Raw genomic sequence first — 18,952 nt, 5'->3', positions numbered from 1 at the left:
TCGCCGCCGGTCAGCGTTCCAGACCCATCCGCTCGTAGAACTCCTCGGGCGTGTCCGGAATGCGTTCGAACTCGCCGAAATCGCGCTCGTGGTGGCGGATTATCTGCTCGACGATCCACGAACTGAACGTCTCGTCGAACTGCCACTCGCCGTCCGGACTCGTCACTTCGAACCGTTCGTCGGTGGCGAAGGCGACGTAGACGTGGTAGAAACCGAGGATGACGTCCGCGAATTCGCGGGCTTTGGTGCCGCTCTCTTCCCGTTTCTCCTCGAGTTCCTCGTAGCCTGCGTCGGTGAGTTCGAAGTATTTTCGGTCGGGTTCGTCCTCGCGTTCGATCCGTTCGGTCCACCCCTTCTCCTCAAACTTGTAGAGGATGGGGTACACCGACCCGTAGGACGGTTCCCAGTGGCCGCCGCTTATCTCACGGATCTCTTTCAGTATCTCGTACCCGTACCGCGGCTTTTGATTCAGAAGTTCGAGCACTAAGTACGAGATCAGGCCTTTCGGCGGGCCACTTTTCCGCATCGACTGGGGGTTTAAGTCGTGTTTTTGAAAGGCTTTCGGTCGGGGCGAAACGGACGATGACTAATTCAACCGACTCGACGGTCGAATCCCGAGTCCGTCACCGTCTCGGGGATTCACCGTTCGAAGCGTACCCGTGTCGGTATAGTTAGCAGAAGGCTCGCCACGCGGTATCAGTGGCGGGAATTCGGTTCGTCGATTCGACTCAAAACACCCTTGTCTGGTCGCTCCCAACCCCCGCGTATGCCGAGAAAGGCCCCACCGACTCGCGAGGGGTGGTACGTGCTTCACGACTTCCGAACCGTCGACTGGAAGGCATGGCGAGACGCCCCCGAGCGAGTCCGCGAGAACGCGCTGGGCGACGGAGTCGAATTCCTGCAAGCCCACGAGAACGTCGTCGACTCCGAGGATGGGTCGTCCGCCGTGTTCAGCGTCATGGGACACGACGCCGACCTGCTGCTCGTCCACTTCCGCCCGACGATGAGTGACCTCGACACCGCCGAGCGAGCGTTCGAACGAACCCAGTTCGCCGACTTCACGGAGCGAACCGACTCCTATGTCTCCGTGACGGAAGTGGGTGGCTACACCTCCGACGAGATGGTGAAAGACCCCGACGACATCGAAGACACTGGGATGGCCCGCTACGTGGCGAGCAAACTATACCCTGACGTGCCCGACGCGGAGTTCGTCTGCTTCTATCCGATGAACAAACGCCGACTCGGCGAGGACAACTGGTACGACACGCCGTTCGACGAGCGTGCCGAGATGATGGCGAGCCATGGCGAAATCGGAAAGGGGTACGCCGGGAAGGTTACCCAGATAATCACCGGAAGCATCGGAATGGACGACTTCGAGTGGGGCGTCGACCTGTTCAGCAACGACCCGACGAACATCAAAGACCTGCTGTACGAGATGCGCTTCGACGAGGCGAGTTCGCGCTACGCCGAGTTCGGGAAATTCCACTTCGGACGGCGATTCCCGCCGGAAGACCTCCCGGCGTTTATCGCCGGAGAGAAGATCCCGACAGCGGAGGACGCCCATCCGCACGGAGGCGGTCACGGACGTACGCAGACACACGCACACGGCGAGAACAGCGGTGAGCAGGAGCACGAACGCGGGGACGAAGGCGGACATCCACACGGAGGCGGGAAGTCCGAATCGGAGGACATCCGCGGCGAACTACAAGATCTCGACATCTACGCCGGACGACCACACGGCGAGGACGTGTACGCGATGGTGCTCTACTCGGAGGCCGACGCCGACAAACTGTTCGACGAGGTCGACGGGTTGCGGAGCAACTTCGACCACTACGACACGCACGTGAAGACGGCAGTGTACGGCGGCGACGAGCGGTCCGCGGTCGTCAGCATCTGGGAGACCGAGAGCGCCGCCGAGACGGCAGGAGGTTTCCTCGCCGACCTACCGGGAATCGTCGCGCGCGCCGGGGAGGAGAGCGGGTTCGGCACGATGGGGATGTTCTACACCGTCGAACCCGACCGCCGCGAGGATTTCGTCGAGAAGTTCAAGACGGTCGGTGGCCTGCTGGGCGACATGGAGGGCCACTTCGACACCGAACTGCTGGCGAACCACGAGGACGAAAACGACATGTTCATCGCCAGCCAGTGGCGCTCGAAGGAGGACGCGATGGACTTCTTCCGGAGCGACGCCTTCGGCGATACGGTGGACTGGGGTCGGGACGTGCTCGCCGACAGACCGCGGCACGTGTTTCTCGCGTAGGATTCTTTCGTATCTCGCTCAATTCGAGAACGCCAGAACGTTCTCTCGAGTGGGGGCTGACCCCCGACAAAGCGAAGTTCGACGGTGGAGGGTGAAAATGAAGCTCTGCAACAAGAAACTCGTCCCCGCCGTCCGATTTCCGAGTCGAAACGACTGTCGTCGGAAGGAGCACTCCGCGCCGCAACCAAAACCCCCTTGCCTACGGGCGGGTAACTAACCTATAAGAAAATCGAGGGTGAAATAAGCGCATGACAAAGCGACACGTTACGCTTCCCGAATCCGCCGAAGCGGGCGTACGCGGGTTCATCGACGAAGTTGATGACCGCATCGCCGGCGACGAAGATACGTGCGAGGTGGTCGAGGAGGTGCTCGTCGACCTGCACGGCGACCGCGACGCGTACGAGGCGTGGCAGAACGGCGAACAGGTATCGAACGCGGAGCGCGTCCGCCTCCAGAGCTACGACCCCTGCAACGCGACGCTCGAGAGCGAGTACTACGCCGAGAAGGACGAAGCGAAGTTCCGCGAGTCGAAACACCTCCAGTGGCTCTGGCGGCAGTTCGACGCGACGCCGATGGCCGACAACGTGGAGTTCGCACTCCGATTCCGCCAGATGCTTGCGAACCATCTCTTCGAGGAGTGCGGCGACGACTGCCGGTTCTTCAAAGGCATCTCGTTCACCTACGGACACAACATCCGAATCGGTGACAACACGGTCGTCCACGACGACGTGCATCTGGACGACCGCGGAAAACTGACCATCGGAAATCGGTGTTCCATCAGCGACGGCGTCCACGTCTATAGCCACGACCACGACGTAGTCGACCAGACCGAGGTGACCAACTACCACACCATCGTCGAGGACGACGTGCGACTCACCTACGACGCGATGGTTCGCGCCGGCGTCGAGGTCGGCGAGAACGCGCTCGTCGGTGCGCGGGCGGTCGTCCAGAGCGATATTCCGGCACATCACGTCGCGGTCGGGATGCCGGCGAAGAGCATCCGCGTGAAGCCGGGTTGGGAAGACGAGGCCGTCCCCGTCGACGACGTACCGCCGACCGAGAAGGAAGCGCGGCGCATCGACTACGAACTTCCGAACGACGTAGAGCAGTTCGACGAGTTCCAGCGCGACCTCGACCTGTCGGATTAACCCGGACCGTTTTTCTCCCGTGAGGTCGTGATGCGGACTATGCGACGCCGCACGTACCTCCGGTCTATCGCGCTCGGCATCACCGGTCTCGCCGGATGCGTGGAGTCGTCCGGTAGTACGACCCAGACTTCGACGACGAAGCGCGTTCCGGGGGTGCGGGTCAAGACGGTCGCCATGAATCTCGAAGTACCGTGGGGTGTCGCCTTCGACTCGAACGACGACCTCTATTTCACCGAGCGACCGGGCCGCATCCGGCGTATCCGCCCGAACGGCAACAGAATCGTCGCCGACTTCACCAAGCAGATAGCTCACAGCGGCGAGGGTGGTCTACTCGGACTCGTCTTGCACCCGGAAAACGAGAGGTTAGCATACACGTATCAGACCTACGAACGAGGGGGCGGACTGCAGAACCGAGTCGTTCGCCACCGCGTCGACGAAGGGTTCGAACCGGAGCGAACCGTCATCGACGGAATCCCGGCCTCGTCCTACCACGACGGCGGTCGACTCGCCGTCCAAGACGGCGCGCTGTACGTCACCACGGGCGACGCCGGAAGCGGGGAACGAGCACAGAACAAGCAGTCGCTCGCCGGCAAAGTTCTCAGGGTGACGCTCGACGGGAAGCCGCATCCGGACAACCCCTTCGGAAACGAGGTGTTCACCTACGGCCACCGCAACCCGCAGGGACTCGCGTTCCGCGACGGAACCCTCTTCAGCACGGAACACGGCCCCGACGAGAACGACGAGATAAACGTCCTCGAGGCCGGGAACAACTACGGCTGGCCCGAAGTGACCGGAAAGAGCGAGCAGTTCACCGACCCTCTCACGACGTACACCCCGACAATCGCGCCGGGTAGCGCGACCTTCTACGACGGGCCGATAGCCGAGTGGCGGGGCGATTTCTTCTTCGGGACGCTCACGGGGAGACATCTCCACCGAGTGCGATTCGACGGTCGACAGATAGTTGAACAGGAACGCATACTCGACGGAGCGTACGGTCGCCTTCGGACGGCGTTCACCGGGCCGAACGACAACCTGTACGTGACGACCAGCAATCGGGACGGTCGCGCGGAGAGTCCCGCACCGCAGGACGACCGCGTTCTCATGCTTCAGCCCGCGTAATCTCGATAGGCGACGACTGCGAGTTCGACGACGAGCCACAGCCCCACGACGACCATTCCGGCGAGCGTGAACAACTCCGGCAGACGAACCCACATCGGGAAGACGAACGAGGCGTAGGCTTCCGCCTGCTGGAGGAGTCCGGTGGCGGCGTCGGAGTCGCTGAATCGGCTCTCGAAGTCGGCACCCGAGACAGTGTCGGTCGAGTTCTCGGGGACGGTGAGGCGATCCGCGGTGTACGGCATCATCACGCCCTCGTATCGCCAGACGACTTCGCCATCGGGATTGATCTCCAGCACGCGATTGTTGAACGTATCTACGATGAGCGTGTTGCCGTTCGGCAGACGATCCGCGTCCCGCGGCCAGTGGAGGAGTTTCTTACCGCCGTACTGCCAGACGACTTCGCCGGTCGAAGCGTTCAGTTCGACGACCCGGTCGTTCTGGCTATCGGCGACGAGGAGTGTGTTCCACCGTTCGAGACGGTCGGGGTTGTGCTGTTCCCGCATCACGCTGTAGTTGCCGGGTTCGCCGACCACGTCCACGATTCGGTTCATCTTCGGGTCGACTTCGATGACCACGTCGAAGTTCCGCACCGAGATTTGGAAGTTACCGTTCCGCAGACGGTCGATGTCGTTCATGTGCGTCCAGTCGCGCTCGCCTCCGGGATTCGGCGGGCCGCCGTACTTCTTTCGAAACTCGGTTCCCTCGCCGAGGTGGTTCTCGGCGTGCCACTCCCACGTGATTTCGCCCGAGCGGTCGACGGTGAACGCCCGGTCGTTGCCCATGTCGATGATGGCGGTCTGGCCGTTGTCGAGGCGGTCTACGTCGTGAACTTCATGGTGCGTGATGTACTCGTCGTACCACGAGTAGTTCCAGACGACGTTGCGGGTTTCGTAGTCGAGTTCGAGCACCTTGGCCTGAATGCACTGCTTCGAGTTCACTTGTAGCTGCTCGGCGGGACACTTTTCGGGCGGGAGTTTCGTCGTCACGCCGACGAGGATGTTGCCGTTTTCGATCTGTTCGGCGTCGAACACCCGCGAGTTCGGCGGGTCGTACTCCCAGACGACTTCGTTCTTCTCGTTCACTTCGATGAGTTTGCCGTTCAGCCCGTAGCTCTGGATGCTGATGAGCGTGTTTCCGGGATAGGGACCGTCGTCGACCGTTTCGGCGTGGACGCTCTGGTCGGCCGTCACCGCCTGATAGCCGAGAAATGCGGAGAACACCACGAACGTCAGGGCGAGATACCGCAGACGAGAGTGAGCCATATCCGACACTCGTCAACGACCGTTCTAAAGCTGGCGGATAGGATTGTGCGAAGCTACCAAGTAGCATGACCACGTAGGTCACGATGGAGCATGAACGTCTGGGGGTGGATCGTCCTGTACGTCGTCCTCTTCGCGGGGCTACAGCTGCTCATCTATCGATTTCTACGGAGCGACGAGGACTCGCCGCTGTTGCAATCGACGCCACCGAGTTCGGAACAGAGCGCGCCGGACGACGTGCGAAAGGAGAGCATCTTGGAGGAGTTCCGCGAAGACGATCCCGACGTGCGCCAGTGTCCTCACTGCGGGACGGAGAACGGAACGGAGTACACCTTCTGCCGCGAGTGCGTCGAACCGCTCGGCGTGTGGTAGCCATGCGTCGCTGGGTTCGTCGAAGTCCGGCGCGGTGTAGCCACGCTTTTCCCGCTCGCACTCCCATCCGATGCTAATGGCCCGCGCCGTCGCCATCAACGTCGCCGCGAACACGAACCAGCCCGGCGTCCGCGGCCCGATTCGTCCGGACGGGAGCTTCGAATACGTCCCGATTCCGGAGTCAGAGCCGACGGCTCGCCCAGTTCCGACCTACGACGACCTCGACCTCTCGGTGGAACTGCCGGAGGGGTCGGCGGAGTCGCCCGTCCACCTCGACCCGGAGTTCGCGGAGTATCCGTGCTGTGAACGCTACACCTACGGCGACCCCTTCGGCGTGAAAGCTCGCCCACTGTTGGAACTCGCCGCGGGCGACTACGTCTTCTTCTACGCCACGCTTTCGACGGTCGGGGAACCGAAGCGGGAGTGGATTCCGCCGAGATGGGGCGCGTACGTCATCGGGCAGTTCCGGTTGGCGCGCGAGCCGATTGCGGGAGCGGAGTTCACAGATTTGGACGCGGAGGTGCGGGACGTTTTCGGGAACAACGCTCATCTGAAACGCGACGAGTTCGACGCTGCGGTGTTGTTGGCGGGCGCGGCGGACGAGTCGAGCCTGTACGATACCGCGATTCCGCTAAGTAGTGTCGAGAAGGGTTCGGAGGCCAACCGAGTGGTGACGGAGCTATCGAGCGATTCGGGGAAAGGGCCGTGGTGGCGCAGGCCGATGCGGTTCGAGGACGAAGGCGTGGAGGAGATTCTGGGACTGCGGGAGAATCGAGACTCGCGATAGTGGTCGGTGAAACGCGGTGAGCAGAGAGATGCGGACGGTTCTTTCGGCAGGTGCGGATTTTAGAGCGCGTGACTTCAGATGCCCCACGCGATTCTGTCCCACAATCGCTCGTAGAAGTAGTACGTGCCGGTTTTAACGACGTTCGTGGCGATACCGATGCTCACCGCGTCCGTAGTGTTTCCGGTGACTATCAGCGCGACACCGACGGTGACGACGAGCATAAATACTCGATAGAGGAGCGTCTTGACTACTGCCCGTGAACGTAGCTGGTTTGGGTACCGCGTTACATATCCCCTCAGTCCGGTGCTCATGCGCTCACTGACTCTCACATAAGGTAAATTAGTTACGTTGAGGATCGTGTGCAACTTTGTTTGGTTACGTTCGTCGCTTGGCGGACTGGTGAAGATGGTAGTTCCACTTCGAATCTCTGGCCGATATGTTGCTATTGGAGAAAACCTGACGAGATGGCCTGCCGTTGTGATGCGCCGACCGGGAGTTGAACCCGGGCTATGAGCTTGGGAAGCTCATGTCCTACCACTAGACCACCGGCGCGCTTCGTCGCTTCGTTCCTCTCGCGCCGAGCCTGACCTCATTTCGCGCAGACACCGGCGCGCTTCGACACTCCATTTCTTCGATCTACCGTCACTTCAACGTAGCGATTCCGTACACTCGTCCACAAATTCACGGTGGGCGGGGAGGTTTTAGTCGTCAGCCGTCCAACAGCCGACGATGATTGACCTCGAACTATCGGAGGAAGAACTCGAAGCCCACCGCGAACACATCACCGCGTTCGTCCACGAGAAAGTCACGGAGGCGGGCACCGACTCGGCGGTTCTCGGACTGTCGGGTGGCATCGACAGCACGCTGACGGCGCATCTCGCGGTCGAAGCGCTCGGGAAGGAGAACCTCCACGGGCTCGTCATGCCCGGCGCAGTAAGCCGAGAGGACAATATGAGCGACGCCGAGTGGGTAGCCACGGAGCTGGAGATTCCCTACGACGTGTTCGAAATCAATCCCGTCGTGAACGAGTTTCTGGATGCTTACTCCGAAGCCGAAGGCGACCAACTAGCCGTCGGCAACGCTCGCGCTCGCACGCGTGCGGTATTCAACTACCTCGTCGCCAACCACGAAAACGCGATAGTGCTCGGCACCGGGAATCGCACCGAGGCGCTGGTCGGTTACTTCACGAAGTACGGCGACGGTGCGGTCGATTGCCACCCCATCGGTAACCTCTACAAACAGCAGGTTCGCCAACTCGCCGTGCACGTCGGCGTGCCGGACGAACTCGTGGAGAAGGAACCCACCGCCGGACTGTGGGCGGGCCAGACAGATGAGGAGGAACTAGGTATCAGCTACGACACCCTCGACGCGATTCTGGCGCTCCACGTCGATGGACCACTCTCCGCGGCCGCGACTGCCCGACAGGTCGAAGACGCGACGGAGGAGGACGTGCGGCGCATCGACGCGATGTACGATCGAAGCACGCACAAGCGCGCCGTCCCGCCGTCACCCAACCCCCTGTAACTCGACTCCTCTGCACTACTTCGGCTCGCCGGAATTCCGCCGGGCCGCGATATCGGCGGCGTTCGCCGCCACGAGTTCGCCGAAGGCTTCCGCCTCGCGTTCGGTCTGCACGTTCACCGAGGAGCGGTCGCGGACACGGGTTTTGACGATGCGGAGTGCGTCGGGGGCGTTCACCGCTATCTCCTCGGCCACCGAACGCGGCTCCTCGACGATACGCGAGACGAGACCCATCCGCCGTGCGTCCTCGGCGGTCACGACCCGACCCGAGAGCGCGAGGTCGAGCGCATCGCCCAATCCAACGATATCCGGAAGTCGGGCAGTACCGCCCCACGCGCCGAAGATACCGAGTTGGACGCCTGGTTCGGCGAACGTCGCGTCCGGCGTGGCGACCCGCAGGTCACACGCCAGCGCGAGTTCGACACCGCCACCTCGCGCCGCGCCGTCGATTCCCGCGACGACGACGCTGTCGGCGCGTTCGATCTCGTTCGTTACTCGCTGGCCACGTTCCGCGAACTCCTCCGCTGACTCGCGGTCTAATCCAGCCACGATGTCGAGGTCGGCGCCAGCACAGAATGCCGCACCTTCGCCGCACAAGTAGACGACCGGTTGGTGCGCTTCGCGGACGGCGCGTGCGAGGTCGTCCAATCCGTCCGGCGTGAGCGCGTTGCGACGCTCCGGACGGACTATCGTAACGGTTCTGATCTCCGCACCGTCGAGTACGTCAATCATACCGTCCCGTTGGCGACGCTTTCCAAAGGTCTTTGGCGGTTCCGTCGTAACTCCCCGACAATGGAAGAGGCCGTCCGGGCGCGCGGAGCAGCGCGCGAGGCTATCGGGGATATCACGCCAGCGCAACTCCGCGACCGCATCGGCGGACTGCTGGACTCGTCGGGAATGGTTCCGGGCGTGTTGACGCTGCTGAGCGCGCGAGCGGTCGGCGGCGATGCCAGCACGACTGAGGTCGAGAGTCGCGCCGCCGGTGTCCAACTTATCTACGAGGGACTGCAACTCACCCGACGGCTCGCGCTCGACGAACCGTGGGAGACGGAACCACAGCATACCGAAAGTAACCTCGCCATTCTGGCGGCGGACGTGATGGTCTCTCGCGGTTTCTCCCTCCTCGCTCGCACGGAGGCCGCCGATACAGCGGTTCAGACCGTCAAGTCGTTCGGTCGAGACCAGACCGAACTGCACGCCGACCGCGCACTCGAAATCGACGTATTCGAACTCGCCATCGTCGCCGGAACGACGGTTGGCGGCGGTGACGTACCAGCCGGAACTCGGCGGTACGCGGAGCGGCTCACCGCGTCGACCACCGAACACGAATCGGCGGAGTTGCTCTCCGACGACGCGATCGACACGTTGGTGAAGCTGTCGGGCAGACAAACGAACTGGCCGGACGAGGCCCCATCGTCCGCCACCGACCCTTGATGCGAATCGAAACGCCTAAAGTTGGTTCCGCGTGTAGAAATGAATGCCGCGCCTGGGTAGCTTAGCGGTAAAGCGCGTCCTTGGTAAGGACGAGAGCCCGGGTTCAAATCCCGGCCTAGGCTTGCTGTATTCTGGTCAAATTCTGCGTATATAAAGGCTCATAGTGGCAATACTGGCCATCTGGGGGAGATTGTATGAGCCGCGACAGTTCAGCGGGTCGCGGCTGTTCGATGTCCGCTGCCTGCAGGCGGCCGTCCATTCCGTCGGCCCCGGGGCACTTTGTGACTACCATTTCACGAAGTTGCATCTGGACGACTCGGAGCAAGACGACGACGGAACGTTTGAGGATTCATCCCAGGGGCAGTCGGCTTCGCAAGCGTCGGAGACCGAGACCACAGCCGAAACCAGTGACGCTGGCCACGACGGTCAGGGGACAGGAATTGATCTCCACGACGTAGACCCTCGACCACGGCGACGACCTCGGGTTAGCGTACTACCTCACGAATCCCGACCGCAACGACTGGGACACCGACGACGACGGTGAGTACGACGAAACCGGACACTTGGTGGAAGTAACTGTCCCGGACTGCGAATCGGTAGAGGTGACACTGCGCATCACCGACCCCGATGGCGACACCGACACAGCCAGCGTCGTCATCTCGGCGAACTGACGCACGTCACCAACGCTTTTGTCCCACCTGCGCCATTGGACAACCATGCGATTTGTTATCGTCGGTTCCGGTCGAGTGGGGATGCGAACCGCGCGAGTGCTCGGCGAGGAGGGCCACGACGTGGTCATCGTGGAGAACGACCGCGAGAAAGCCGAGCGAGCCCGCCAGGAAGGGTTCGAGGTCATCGAAGGCGACGGCGCGGATGAGACCGTGCTGACCGACGCCGACCTCGAATCGGCCGACGCTATCGGGGGGCTGACCGGCGACCTGAACGTCAACTTCGCCGCCTGCATGGTCGGCAAACACCACGGCTGCCGAACCGTCATGCGCATCGACGAGGACTACCGCGAGGACATCTACCACAAGTTCGCCGACGACGTGGACGAGGTCATCTACCCCGAGCGCCTCGGCGCGGCGGGAGCGAAGACCGCACTACTCGGCGGTGATTTCGACGTCATCGCGGATCTCACCGAGCAGTTACAGCTGACCACAATGCGGATTCCGGACGACTCGCCGTTGATCGGCACGCACGTCGCGGCGATCGAACTGCCGACCGACGCTCGCATTTACGCCCACGGACGCTCGCGCGACCGGTTGACGATACCGCTCCCCGGAACCGAGATCGAGGCGGGCGACCGCGTCGCGCTCATCGCCGCGCAGGACGCGCTCCCGGCGGTACGAGAACGACTTCGAGGAGCCGCATAGGAAAGGAAAAACGATTGGGCAGCGCGGGGTTCTAAGGTCGCCCGGGACGAGAACTTTCGTGGGAGGATTGGTGACACTGTAACGGGAAGCCAACCCGCCGCCAGAGCCCCCGGCACCGCCGGACACCCACCGCGAGACTGCGACACGCTTCGCGCCCGAGCCGTCGGGCGCAACTCTACGAAAGAGCGGACTCCCCTTTGTTATGTTCCGTTTGACGGGGCGATAGGTGTCGATTGCACGCCGCAGGATACGACTAAGTCGGAGCAGGGACTTCCTGTGTAAAACGAGTGCCGTGGCACGACGAGAATCCAGCGTGAAGGGGACGAGATAGCAATTGGAGGATAGACGAACGAGCCGGTGAACGAAAGGCGGACGAGATGACGAGTGAAGGGTGGGTTGGATTTTCGTCCAACTTCTCGCCGACCCTCGAATTGGCGTCGCCGGTTTCGGAACGTCTTTGAAACTAGCCTACATCCCCGCAGGCATGAACCGAATCATCGGGGAACGCAAACTGGCCGAGACGCCGTTCTCCGCCGAAGACGCCCGCGAGACTCTCCGAAAGATGGTTCTCGCCCGGCGATTCGACGAGCGCGCCATCGCGCTCCAGCGGCGGGGCTGGATGAGCAGTTGGCCGCCGTACCGCGGACAGGAGGCCTCGCAGGTCGGTGCGGCGCTGGCGTTGGCCGAGGACGACTGGCTCTTTCCGACCTATCGCTCGAACGCGATGCAGGTCGCGCGCGGCGTCCCCATCAGCGACGTGCTTCTCTTCCGTCGCGGGCGACCCGAGTTCCACTCCGACCACGACGTGCCTAACTTCCCGCAGGCTGTGCCCATCGCCACCCAGATTCCCCACGCGACGGGCGCGGGCATGGGGATGCACTACCGAGGCGATGAGAACGCCGCCCTCTGTTACTTCGGCGACGGGGCGACGAGCGAAGGCGATTTCCACGAGGGGATGAACTTCGCGGGCGTCTTCGACGCGCCAGTCGTCTTCTTCTGCGAGAACAACAACTGGGCCATCAGCCTCCCGCAACACAAGCAGACTGCGAGCGAGAGCATCGCCGTCAAAGCCGGGGCGTACGGGTTCGAGGGCGTGCAGGTGGACGGCAACGACCCGCTCGCGATTCGAGAGACGGTGGGAGAGGCGCTCGACTCCGCGCGACGGGGCCACCCCGTCCTCGTCGAGAGCCTCACCTACCGGCAGGGTGCCCACACCACGAGCGACGACCCGAGCAAGTATGAAGACATGGAGCGCGACCTGCCGGGGTGGCGGAAGGCCGACCCTCTCGACCGATACGAGTCGTGGCTTCGAGAACAGGGGGTCGTCGACGACGAGTTCGTCGAACGGGCGCACGACGAAGCGGACGAACTGTTGGAAGAAGCGGTCGAAGCGGCCGAATCGATTGAAGACCCCGATCCCCACGACGTGTTCGACCGGGTGTACGCCGACGCGCCGCCCAGACTGCGCAACCAGCAGGCGTGGCTGGACTCATTCCTCGAAACCAACGACGTGTACGAACTCGACCACTGAGGGGTACGATTTCGAAGAATTCGACCGCTAATCGATGGCGATGTACGTCTTCGTATCCACCACGCCTTCGAGTCCCTGAACGTCCCCAGAGGCGGTCTGGAGGATGTCGTACACCTCACCCGCGTCGACCTCGACCACGATGTCGTAGTCCCCGGCGACGATGTGCGCTTCCTGCACGCTTCCGAGTCCGCGAACCGATTCGAGCAGACCCTGTGATTTTCCCGCGGTGGTGTTCACCATGATAAACGCATGCACCATAGTGGTGTGTGATACTCTATCATGCTAGAAAAACCTTCCCCCGGCGCGTCGTCTCGGCCGAGATGCTCGAAGTCGGCGACGACGAGAATAAACGCGGAAAATCGGTAACGCCGCCCGTCGCGCAGTCCGAGTCGCAACGCCGCTCGCGGCTCACCCGAACACCGAACGAACCGCGCTCCGAATCCGTCTGGCGGCGTCCTCAACGACTGCCAACGCGTCGTCGATGAACGGTAACCCGTCGCCCGACCCGTCTTTTGTCCGCCGGTTCTTCTCGCCGCGCTTCGTCGTCCGTTGTTGCCCGTCGGTTCGCTTTTTGCCGCTCCGTTTTTTCGCGGCCTCGCGCTCGGATAGCACGACGCCGCGACCGTTCGGCGTCGTGCCCACCTTCGGCGGCTTCGGAAGCGGTGGCTCGGATTTCGGTGTGTTCGGCGTTCCAGTTCGAGGTTCTCGTAAACGAGGCCGTCGCGTTTCTTCGCGTTCTCCCCGCCGATGACGCCGCTGACGGTTCCGAACTGCTTCGGCTTCTCGTATAGTCTGACCCCGGGATGATCCTCGCTGTTGTTCTCGACGTGGACGTTCTCCAGCGTCAGCTTCTCGAGCTGTTCGTAACAGTGAATCTCGACGGGGCTGCTCCGATTGCCGTCGTACCGGATTCGGCAGTTAGAGACGCGAATCTCCTGGGTCGGGGTGAGAGACGACCGGGGCGTCGGTGCTCTCGTGGCGGTGGGTAAACGTAAAGTCGCAGTTGTCGACGGTGACGCAGCCGGGGTAGGCGTCCTCGTCGTCGCCCTCGACGTGGATACCCCGCATCAGCATCGACCCCGACCAGCCCTGTTTGGGAACCTTACCGTCCTTGACGAACGCGCAGTTTTCGATGTCGGTGTCGCCGCCGACGCGCAGGCTGACGTTCGTGTTCCGGGAAGAAACTGTTCTTAATCGTCGTCTTCCCCTGGACGTTGTTGCCGTAGAAGGTGTTTTCGTCCCACCGTTCGAGCCACACGCGGTAGAGAACGAGGTGACCGCAGTGGTCGTTTTTCATGAGGAACGCCCGGCGAGCGGAGCAACCGCCGGGCGGGCCGGATCCCTCGTGGAGATAGACGTCCCGGATGGTGCCGGCCGCGCCCTCGCTCTCGACGAGCGGCCGCATGAACGATACGCCGTGAACGTCCATGTCCTTGCCGTTCGTGCCGCAGTAACCCGGACGACGACGTTCGAGAATTGCCAGTCGTCGGCTTGAACGTCAAATCGCGGCGGGTACGCCACATCGCGGAAGTCGAGTTCGAAACCGTCGAAGACGAATCCGTTGCCCGTCGCGTCGATGACGTTCGTACACTCCTGTCGGTTCGTCGGGACGAGCGTTGCGTTCGTCCCAACGAGCTTCAGATCGTCGTGGTCGGTTTCGATGCAGTCGACGCGGTAGGTTCCCGGCGGGAACTCGACGGTCGCACCGTCGCTCATCACGTCGTCGAGCACGTCGTCGATCGGTTCGTCGCAGGTCGGGTCGGCACCCTTTTCGATGATGTCGATGGTCATAGTCGTCGGAAACTTTGGTTCGAAGCTCGGTTCGCGTTCTTCGTACGGTACGTCGGTGGATGGGATGACGGACAACCCCGGTGCGATGCTCGACAGCGCCAGCCCAAAGCTCAGCTTTCGACGCGAACGTTCTCCGTCAGCCGCGGGTGAGCACCGCCGTGTCCGACGCATCGTGACCGGCGTTCCGCCAAGAATCAGATATCGCCTTCGACGCGAGGACATCTCTTCACGGACGTCGCTCGCCGTGCAATCGACGGGAAGACGTCGAATCCCGCGCTATTGTCCCTCGACGGAGAGTCAGCGAAGTAACTGTGAGACCGAGAGTTCATCCGCACGCTGAAGCGCGTCGTCCGGGCCGGGCGCTCGTTTTACGATTCGTGCTGACGCGCTAAAAATTCCGGCGACTGGTCGGATATCTGGATGGTTCGTCCCCGCCGGTTTTGTCGTACGCTCTCGTCGGTCGGAGGATTCGGCTCTTATCAAGGGTCGACGCCGCTACGGACTGATTCGAACCCTCGACCCTCGCTTCTGAACGAAATCCTCGTTGGACGTGATGAGCGATTCTCTCGTTCACTCGCGCCGAGAAAGCGGGCGGTACCGGGAGTAACACGCGCTATCGGCACGCCCGGTCGAACGGATCGTCTCGATATCGATGATAAAAATGAAATCGCACACGCCACGTCACGACTCACCCTTCACCCCCGGTGGTGGCCGAATCAGGGTGACGGTCGCACCGGAGAAAGGTTATTCAACCTCTCCATCGTACGGTGTAGCATGCGATTCGTTATCATTGGTGCCGGCAGGGTCGGTTTGCGAACCGCCCGCGTCCTCCGGGAGGAAGGCCACGACGTGGTGCTCGTGGAGCGTGACTTACAGAAAGCGAAACGCGCACGAAACGACGACTTCGAGGTCATCGAGGGGGACGGGTCGCGCGAAGAAGTTCTCGAACAGGCGGGTCTCGGCACCGCGGACGCTATCGGTGGGCTGACCGGCGACCTGAACGTCAACTTCGCCGCCTGCATGGTCGGTAAACACCACGGCTGTCGCACCATCCTGCGCATCGACGAGGACTACCGCGAGGACATCTACCGGAAGTTTGCTAGCGACGTAGACGAGGTTGTTTACCCTGAGCGCCTCGGCGCTATCGGCGCGAAGAACGCCCTCCTCGGCGGGAACATCCGCGCCATCGCCGATATCGCCCAGAACCTACAGGTGGTCGAACTCACCATCACCGAGGATTCCCCGATGAAGGGCTACTCCGTCAGCGAACTGGAACTCCCTGCCAACTCGCGCATCCTCGCGTTCGGCAAGCGCGACGAACCGATGGGCATCCCGCTCCCCGACGACTCCCTCCAGGTCGGCGACCGAGTCGCCGTTCTCGCCGACTTCGAGGTGTTGGAGGACGTGCGGAGAATTCTCGTCGGCGACCGGAGTCGAGCGACCGCGGAAGCGGGAGGTGCCTGAAATGGTCGCCGCGTACGTCATGGTCAAAGCGAACACGGGGGAAGCGGATCGGTTGAAGAACACCGTCCTCGACATCGAGGGCGTGCAGGACGCCCACATCGTCGCCGGAGACGTTGACCTCATCGTGAAAGTACGAGTCGAGAACCCCGCCGAAGTGAAGACCATCGCCGCCGACGGTATTCAAGGAATTCAGGGCGTCGAGGACACGCAGACGTACATTTCGATGGATTAGTTGCGACACCGTGCCGGACTAGCCGTCGTCTCCGACGGTCAGTCGTAGCTCTCGCGCGCCCGCGTCAACAACTCCGCCGCCGGTTCGCCGTACTCGTATCCCGGAACGATTCCCTGTATCCACGTCCCCTCGACGTAATCGACGACGGCCATCGCGTTGTCCGCGGCTTTATCCGGATACCCCGAAAACGAAAGCGAGAGCACCACTTTGTCGCCGACGCGCTCGATGTCCGGCGGGGTCGCTTCGTCCGCGGAAACGACGGTGTGCGCGTCTTCTAACCGCAGTTCGAGCGTCTCGAACCAGCCGGTTTCGACCACGTCGGCGACGGTCTCGTCCTCGACGACGGTCGACAGCATCGGCGCTCGAACGGTCACTTCGACCCGTTCGTCGTCCGTTCGGGCGATTCCTTCGAACGGCGTCGTCGTCGCCACGTAGATGCCGGAACCGTCTCCTTCGAATCCGTCGTGCAACGAGAACGCTCGCTCGATGGGCGCTGTTCGTGTCATTGTCGTCGGTAGACCGGGGAGACTGAAGGGCGTTACGAGAACTCCCGAGAGACGTCTATCTCGGACGACCAGAACAGGTCGCCGTCGTAGACGACCGGCAAGTCCTCCAGTTCGAAGTAGCGTTGTAGCTCCGCTTCCGAAACCGTGAACGTCGGGAGGTCACCGCCCGCGAGAAACTGCGTCTGGACGCCGTCGATGAAGGGCATGGCGGTCGAACCCATCGAGTGTCCGTTCGTCGGATACAACCGCGCTCGGAGTGCGTACTCTCCGTCGCCGAACGGTTCGACGAACATGACGTTGGGGATACCACTCTCCGACTGGGCGACCGCGACGCTCCCGTCGCCGACGACCGCGTACTGATTGCCGACAAGCCGTCGACTTCGAGCCACCGAGAGCGCCGCGCGAAGCGGAAATCCGGCGTTGAGAAGTCGAGCGATGGTTCGTCCGATCACCGTCGCACCGGCGTTTCCGATCTCGCTGTAGGTGACGATACCCCCCGATGCTCCCCGCCTCGACGAGGTGTTTTCCGGGGGCGTACGACCGACACGCGTTCAGGAGGAACATGTTCGCACCCGTACTGTCCACGTCGGTCGGATCGAGTGCGCCGTCGGGACAGACGAACGAGCCGTCCTCGACGTGACCGATGTAGTGGAAGAAGTCCGTCCGTCTGTGCAAGAGTTCCCGGAGTTCCGCCGTCGAACAGTCCCGACGAGCGGTCACGTCGAACGGAAGGTCGTCGCGGTTTCCGTACAGCGCGGTCTCCCACTCGGCCTGCATTTTCGAGTCGTTACAGACGATGGTTATCTCGATGTCGGCGGTCGTCTGCTCGCGGGCCAGACGGTTCTCGAATCCAGACCGTAGGAGCTTGTTACCACCGACCGGCGCTCCCTTTCCGAGCCACGCGCGTTCGAGCGTGTCGATGTCTGGTACCGTGACGTAGTCCTCCTCTGGAACGCGCTCCGCCGGTCGGTTCGCGTCCGACTCCGCGGCCCGCGCGAACGCCCGGATGTCGGTGACCGTCGCCATCGCATCCTCTGCCGCTCGGGTCTCGCCCGCCGTCCGAATCACCGGTAGGTTCCGAAGCACGTACGGGAGACGCGTCACGTTTTCGAACTCGTTCGTGACGTGTACCGCGAGCCGCCACGTCGGAACCGCGTCGGCCAGCGTCGAGAACGGCACGTCGAGGTACGTTTCAAGTCGCTCGGCTATCGGCGCGTCGTAGAGCGCCACGAAGTCGAGTCGTCGGTCGACCGACGACTCGACCCGTTGGCGTTCGTGCAGGTCGACCCGATACAGCCCTTCTGTGCGAGTCACGCAGTCGAAGAGGAACGTCTGTTTCAGCACGCGTTCGACCTCGCCCTCGAAGCCGCGTTCCGGGTGGTCGAGCGAGTGAATCGTCCCGTCCGTTACGATTCGCGGGACTCGTCCAGGCACCAGTTTCGCGCCGAGGTAGTAGGCCAGCGATGCGACGGGAAAGATAGACTCGTAGTCGGGAGGGACTTCGATTCTAATCCCCGTCTGGGGTGGCCGTACGTCGTCCGGCACGTGGAGGGTATCACCGAGTTCGACCGCCGGCGGGTGGCCGCGAAGGGTGGTGAACGACCGCTCGGGGCTGGTCGTCTTCAACGCCGACCCGAACGTCGATATCGCCGCCATCACGTCCTCCGGGTCGGCCGTCGTCGTCACCGTCCCCGCCGGGCGGGTGTGACGCGACCGCGCACCGAACTCCACCGTCGTCTCACCGTCGAAGGTTAGCGCGAGTCGCTCGTTCGACGCGTCGATTTCGACGCCGGAGTGGAAGTGGAGATACGTCTTCACGGGCGTCGACAGTTCGATGTAGTACTCGTCGGCGGGGAGCGTCGTCGCCGTATCGGGGTCGGCGGCGAGTATCAAGTCACCGTCGGCGTTTCGAACGTACGCCGCGACCATGATCTGAAACCGGAGTCGACTCGTCGTGAGACTGGTCACGGCTCCGACCGGTGCCGCAAACTCCGAAACCGGAACGCGACGCGGTTCGACGGGACGCGAGGTTTCGACCGTGTACCGGCTCCGTTCGAGCGGGTCGAGCACCGTGAGACCGGGCAAGTTGTCCCGGGATCGGAACCGCGGTGTTACGCTTTCACCCGTTACGTTGGATACATTGCTCATCGTT

25 protein-coding genes and 2 tRNA genes are annotated in these 18,952 nt (G+C 62.5%); 14 read left to right on the top strand and 13 right to left on the bottom strand.

Annotated features, from left to right (window positions below; genetic code table 11):
* Window positions 1-10: 10 nt before the first annotated feature.
* On the bottom strand, window positions 11-526 hold the full coding sequence (locus LIW51_RS13510) for a PadR family transcriptional regulator (RefSeq protein WP_227374633.1): 516 nt from the start codon (window positions 524-526) through the stop codon (window positions 11-13).
* A 240-nt stretch (window positions 527-766) separates the two neighbouring features.
* Between LIW51_RS13510 and LIW51_RS13505 the strand changes: the two genes are divergently transcribed.
* The 3 genes from LIW51_RS13505 to LIW51_RS13495 all read left to right on the top strand — a co-directional run bounded on the left by LIW51_RS13505 (window position 767) and on the right by LIW51_RS13495 (window position 4,527).
* Window positions 767-2,260, top strand: coding sequence for a heme-binding protein (locus LIW51_RS13505; RefSeq protein WP_227374632.1), 1,494 nt, complete (start codon window positions 767-769; stop codon window positions 2,258-2,260).
* Window positions 2,261-2,508: 248 nt separating this feature from the next.
* On the top strand, window positions 2,509-3,408 hold the full coding sequence (locus LIW51_RS13500) for an acyltransferase (RefSeq protein ID WP_227374631.1): 900 nt from the start codon (window positions 2,509-2,511) through the stop codon (window positions 3,406-3,408).
* Between the two features lie 39 nt (window positions 3,409-3,447).
* Window positions 3,448-4,527, top strand: a complete 1,080-nt coding sequence (locus tag LIW51_RS13495; RefSeq protein WP_227374630.1) for a PQQ-dependent sugar dehydrogenase — start codon at window positions 3,448-3,450, stop codon at window positions 4,525-4,527.
* Here LIW51_RS13495 and LIW51_RS13490 read toward each other — a convergent pair.
* Entirely contained in the window at window positions 4,515-5,789 is a 1,275-nt protein-coding gene (locus tag LIW51_RS13490; RefSeq protein ID WP_227374629.1) for an aryl-sulfate sulfotransferase, read from the bottom strand. The two genes, LIW51_RS13495 and LIW51_RS13490, sit on opposite strands and share 13 nt — an antisense overlap.
* A 90-nt stretch (window positions 5,790-5,879) precedes the next feature.
* Between LIW51_RS13490 and LIW51_RS13485 the strand changes: the two genes are divergently transcribed.
* On the top strand, window positions 5,880-6,158 hold the full coding sequence (locus LIW51_RS13485; RefSeq protein ID WP_227374628.1) for a DUF7577 domain-containing protein: 279 nt from the start codon (window positions 5,880-5,882) through the stop codon (window positions 6,156-6,158).
* 76 nt (window positions 6,159-6,234) lie between these two features.
* On the top strand, window positions 6,235-6,945 hold the full coding sequence (locus LIW51_RS13480; RefSeq protein WP_227374627.1) for an Nmad3 family putative nucleotide modification protein: 711 nt from the start codon (window positions 6,235-6,237) through the stop codon (window positions 6,943-6,945).
* 74 nt (window positions 6,946-7,019) lie between these two features.
* Here LIW51_RS13480 and LIW51_RS13475 read toward each other — a convergent pair whose 3' ends face one another.
* Together LIW51_RS13475 and LIW51_RS13470 are read right to left on the bottom strand one after the other, a co-directional pair.
* Window positions 7,020-7,256: a DUF2061 domain-containing protein gene (locus LIW51_RS13475; RefSeq protein WP_227374626.1), complete on the bottom strand. Its 237-nt coding sequence runs from the start codon at window positions 7,254-7,256 to the stop codon at window positions 7,020-7,022.
* Between the two features lie 170 nt (window positions 7,257-7,426).
* A tRNA-Gly gene (locus LIW51_RS13470) sits at window positions 7,427-7,497 on the bottom strand.
* Between the two features lie 177 nt (window positions 7,498-7,674).
* On the opposite strand from LIW51_RS13470, the gene LIW51_RS13465 reads away from it, so the two are divergent.
* Complete coding sequence (locus LIW51_RS13465) at window positions 7,675-8,469, top strand: NAD+ synthase (RefSeq protein ID WP_227374625.1); 795 nt, start codon at window positions 7,675-7,677, stop codon at window positions 8,467-8,469.
* 15 nt (window positions 8,470-8,484) lie between these two features.
* Here LIW51_RS13465 and LIW51_RS13460 read toward each other — a convergent pair whose 3' ends face one another.
* Window positions 8,485-9,198: an enoyl-CoA hydratase/isomerase family protein gene (locus LIW51_RS13460; protein ID WP_227374624.1), complete on the bottom strand. Its 714-nt coding sequence runs from the start codon at window positions 9,196-9,198 to the stop codon at window positions 8,485-8,487.
* Window positions 9,199-9,258: 60 nt separating this feature from the next.
* Between LIW51_RS13460 and LIW51_RS13455 the strand changes: the two genes are divergently transcribed.
* The 5 genes from LIW51_RS13455 to LIW51_RS13435 all read left to right on the top strand — a co-directional run bounded on the left by LIW51_RS13455 (window position 9,259) and on the right by LIW51_RS13435 (window position 12,807).
* Window positions 9,259-9,900, top strand: coding sequence for a DUF7114 family protein (locus LIW51_RS13455; RefSeq protein WP_227374623.1), 642 nt, complete (start codon window positions 9,259-9,261; stop codon window positions 9,898-9,900).
* Window positions 9,901-9,950: 50 nt separating this feature from the next.
* Window positions 9,951-10,022 (top strand) — tRNA-Thr (locus LIW51_RS13450).
* A 41-nt stretch (window positions 10,023-10,063) separates the two neighbouring features.
* Complete coding sequence (locus tag LIW51_RS13445; protein ID WP_227374622.1) at window positions 10,064-10,444, top strand: hypothetical protein; 381 nt, start codon at window positions 10,064-10,066, stop codon at window positions 10,442-10,444.
* A 172-nt stretch (window positions 10,445-10,616) separates the two neighbouring features.
* Entirely contained in the window at window positions 10,617-11,276 is a 660-nt protein-coding gene (locus LIW51_RS13440) for a potassium channel family protein (RefSeq protein ID WP_227374621.1), read from the top strand.
* Window positions 11,277-11,760: 484 nt separating this feature from the next.
* Window positions 11,761-12,807 (top strand): thiamine pyrophosphate-dependent dehydrogenase E1 component subunit alpha, encoded by a 1,047-nt coding sequence (locus tag LIW51_RS13435; protein WP_227374620.1) that lies wholly within the window; start codon window positions 11,761-11,763, stop codon window positions 12,805-12,807.
* A 27-nt stretch (window positions 12,808-12,834) separates the two neighbouring features.
* Here the strand turns inward: LIW51_RS13435 and LIW51_RS13430 are convergent, their stop codons facing one another.
* The gene (locus tag LIW51_RS13430; protein ID WP_227374619.1) at window positions 12,835-13,065 is read right to left on the bottom strand and encodes an Lrp/AsnC ligand binding domain-containing protein; all 231 of its coding nucleotides are present in this window, start codon (window positions 13,063-13,065) and stop codon (window positions 12,835-12,837) included.
* Window positions 13,066-13,215: 150 nt separating this feature from the next.
* Window positions 13,216-13,449 carry a hypothetical protein gene (locus tag LIW51_RS13425; protein ID WP_227374618.1) on the bottom strand — a complete coding sequence of 78 codons (234 nt, stop codon included), beginning with the start codon at window positions 13,447-13,449 and terminating at the stop codon, window positions 13,216-13,218.
* 20 nt (window positions 13,450-13,469) lie between these two features.
* Between LIW51_RS13425 and LIW51_RS38560 the strand changes: the two genes are divergently transcribed.
* The gene (locus LIW51_RS38560) at window positions 13,470-13,598 is read left to right on the top strand and encodes a hypothetical protein (RefSeq protein WP_255766680.1); all 129 of its coding nucleotides are present in this window, start codon (window positions 13,470-13,472) and stop codon (window positions 13,596-13,598) included.
* Between the two features lie 127 nt (window positions 13,599-13,725).
* Here the strand turns inward: LIW51_RS38560 and LIW51_RS13420 are convergent, their stop codons facing one another.
* Genes LIW51_RS13420 through LIW51_RS13410 form a run of 3 tightly spaced genes read right to left on the bottom strand, consistent with a single transcriptional unit; the run spans window position 13,726 to window position 14,820 of the window.
* Window positions 13,726-13,875, bottom strand: a complete 150-nt coding sequence (locus tag LIW51_RS13420; protein ID WP_227374617.1) for a hypothetical protein — start codon at window positions 13,873-13,875, stop codon at window positions 13,726-13,728.
* A 34-nt stretch (window positions 13,876-13,909) separates the two neighbouring features.
* Entirely contained in the window at window positions 13,910-14,104 is a 195-nt protein-coding gene (locus tag LIW51_RS13415; protein WP_227374616.1) for a hypothetical protein, read from the bottom strand.
* Window positions 14,101-14,820: a hypothetical protein gene (locus LIW51_RS13410; protein ID WP_227374615.1), complete on the bottom strand. Its 720-nt coding sequence runs from the start codon at window positions 14,818-14,820 to the stop codon at window positions 14,101-14,103. Before LIW51_RS13410 ends, LIW51_RS13415 begins: the two co-directional genes overlap by 4 nt.
* A gap of 552 nt (window positions 14,821-15,372) precedes the next feature.
* Here LIW51_RS13410 and LIW51_RS13405 point away from each other — a divergent pair.
* Together LIW51_RS13405 and LIW51_RS13400 are read left to right on the top strand one after the other, a co-directional pair.
* Entirely contained in the window at window positions 15,373-16,062 is a 690-nt protein-coding gene (locus tag LIW51_RS13405) for a potassium channel family protein (protein ID WP_227374614.1), read from the top strand.
* Between the two features lies 1 nt (window position 16,063).
* A complete protein-coding gene (locus LIW51_RS13400) occupies window positions 16,064-16,294 on the top strand; it encodes an Lrp/AsnC family transcriptional regulator (protein ID WP_227374613.1) in 231 nt (76 codons plus the stop codon).
* A gap of 38 nt (window positions 16,295-16,332) precedes the next feature.
* Here the strand turns inward: LIW51_RS13400 and LIW51_RS13395 are convergent, their stop codons facing one another.
* Genes LIW51_RS13395 through LIW51_RS13385 form a run of 3 tightly spaced genes read right to left on the bottom strand, consistent with a single transcriptional unit; the run spans window position 16,333 to window position 18,885 of the window.
* Entirely contained in the window at window positions 16,333-16,800 is a 468-nt protein-coding gene (locus LIW51_RS13395) for a DUF5813 family protein (protein WP_227374612.1), read from the bottom strand.
* Between the two features lie 32 nt (window positions 16,801-16,832).
* The gene (locus tag LIW51_RS13390; protein ID WP_227374611.1) at window positions 16,833-17,006 is read right to left on the bottom strand and encodes a hypothetical protein; all 174 of its coding nucleotides are present in this window, start codon (window positions 17,004-17,006) and stop codon (window positions 16,833-16,835) included.
* Entirely contained in the window at window positions 16,960-18,885 is a 1,926-nt protein-coding gene (locus LIW51_RS13385) for a hypothetical protein (protein WP_227374610.1), read from the bottom strand. Before LIW51_RS13385 ends, LIW51_RS13390 begins: the two co-directional genes overlap by 47 nt.
* Between the last annotated feature and the right edge of the window lie 67 nt (window positions 18,886-18,952).

The sequence above is a fragment of the Haladaptatus halobius genome, from assembly GCF_020618475.1.
GTDB lineage: Archaea > Halobacteriota > Halobacteria > Halobacteriales > Haladaptataceae > Haladaptatus > Haladaptatus halobius.
This window is presented reverse-complemented; position numbering and strand designations above follow the sequence as displayed.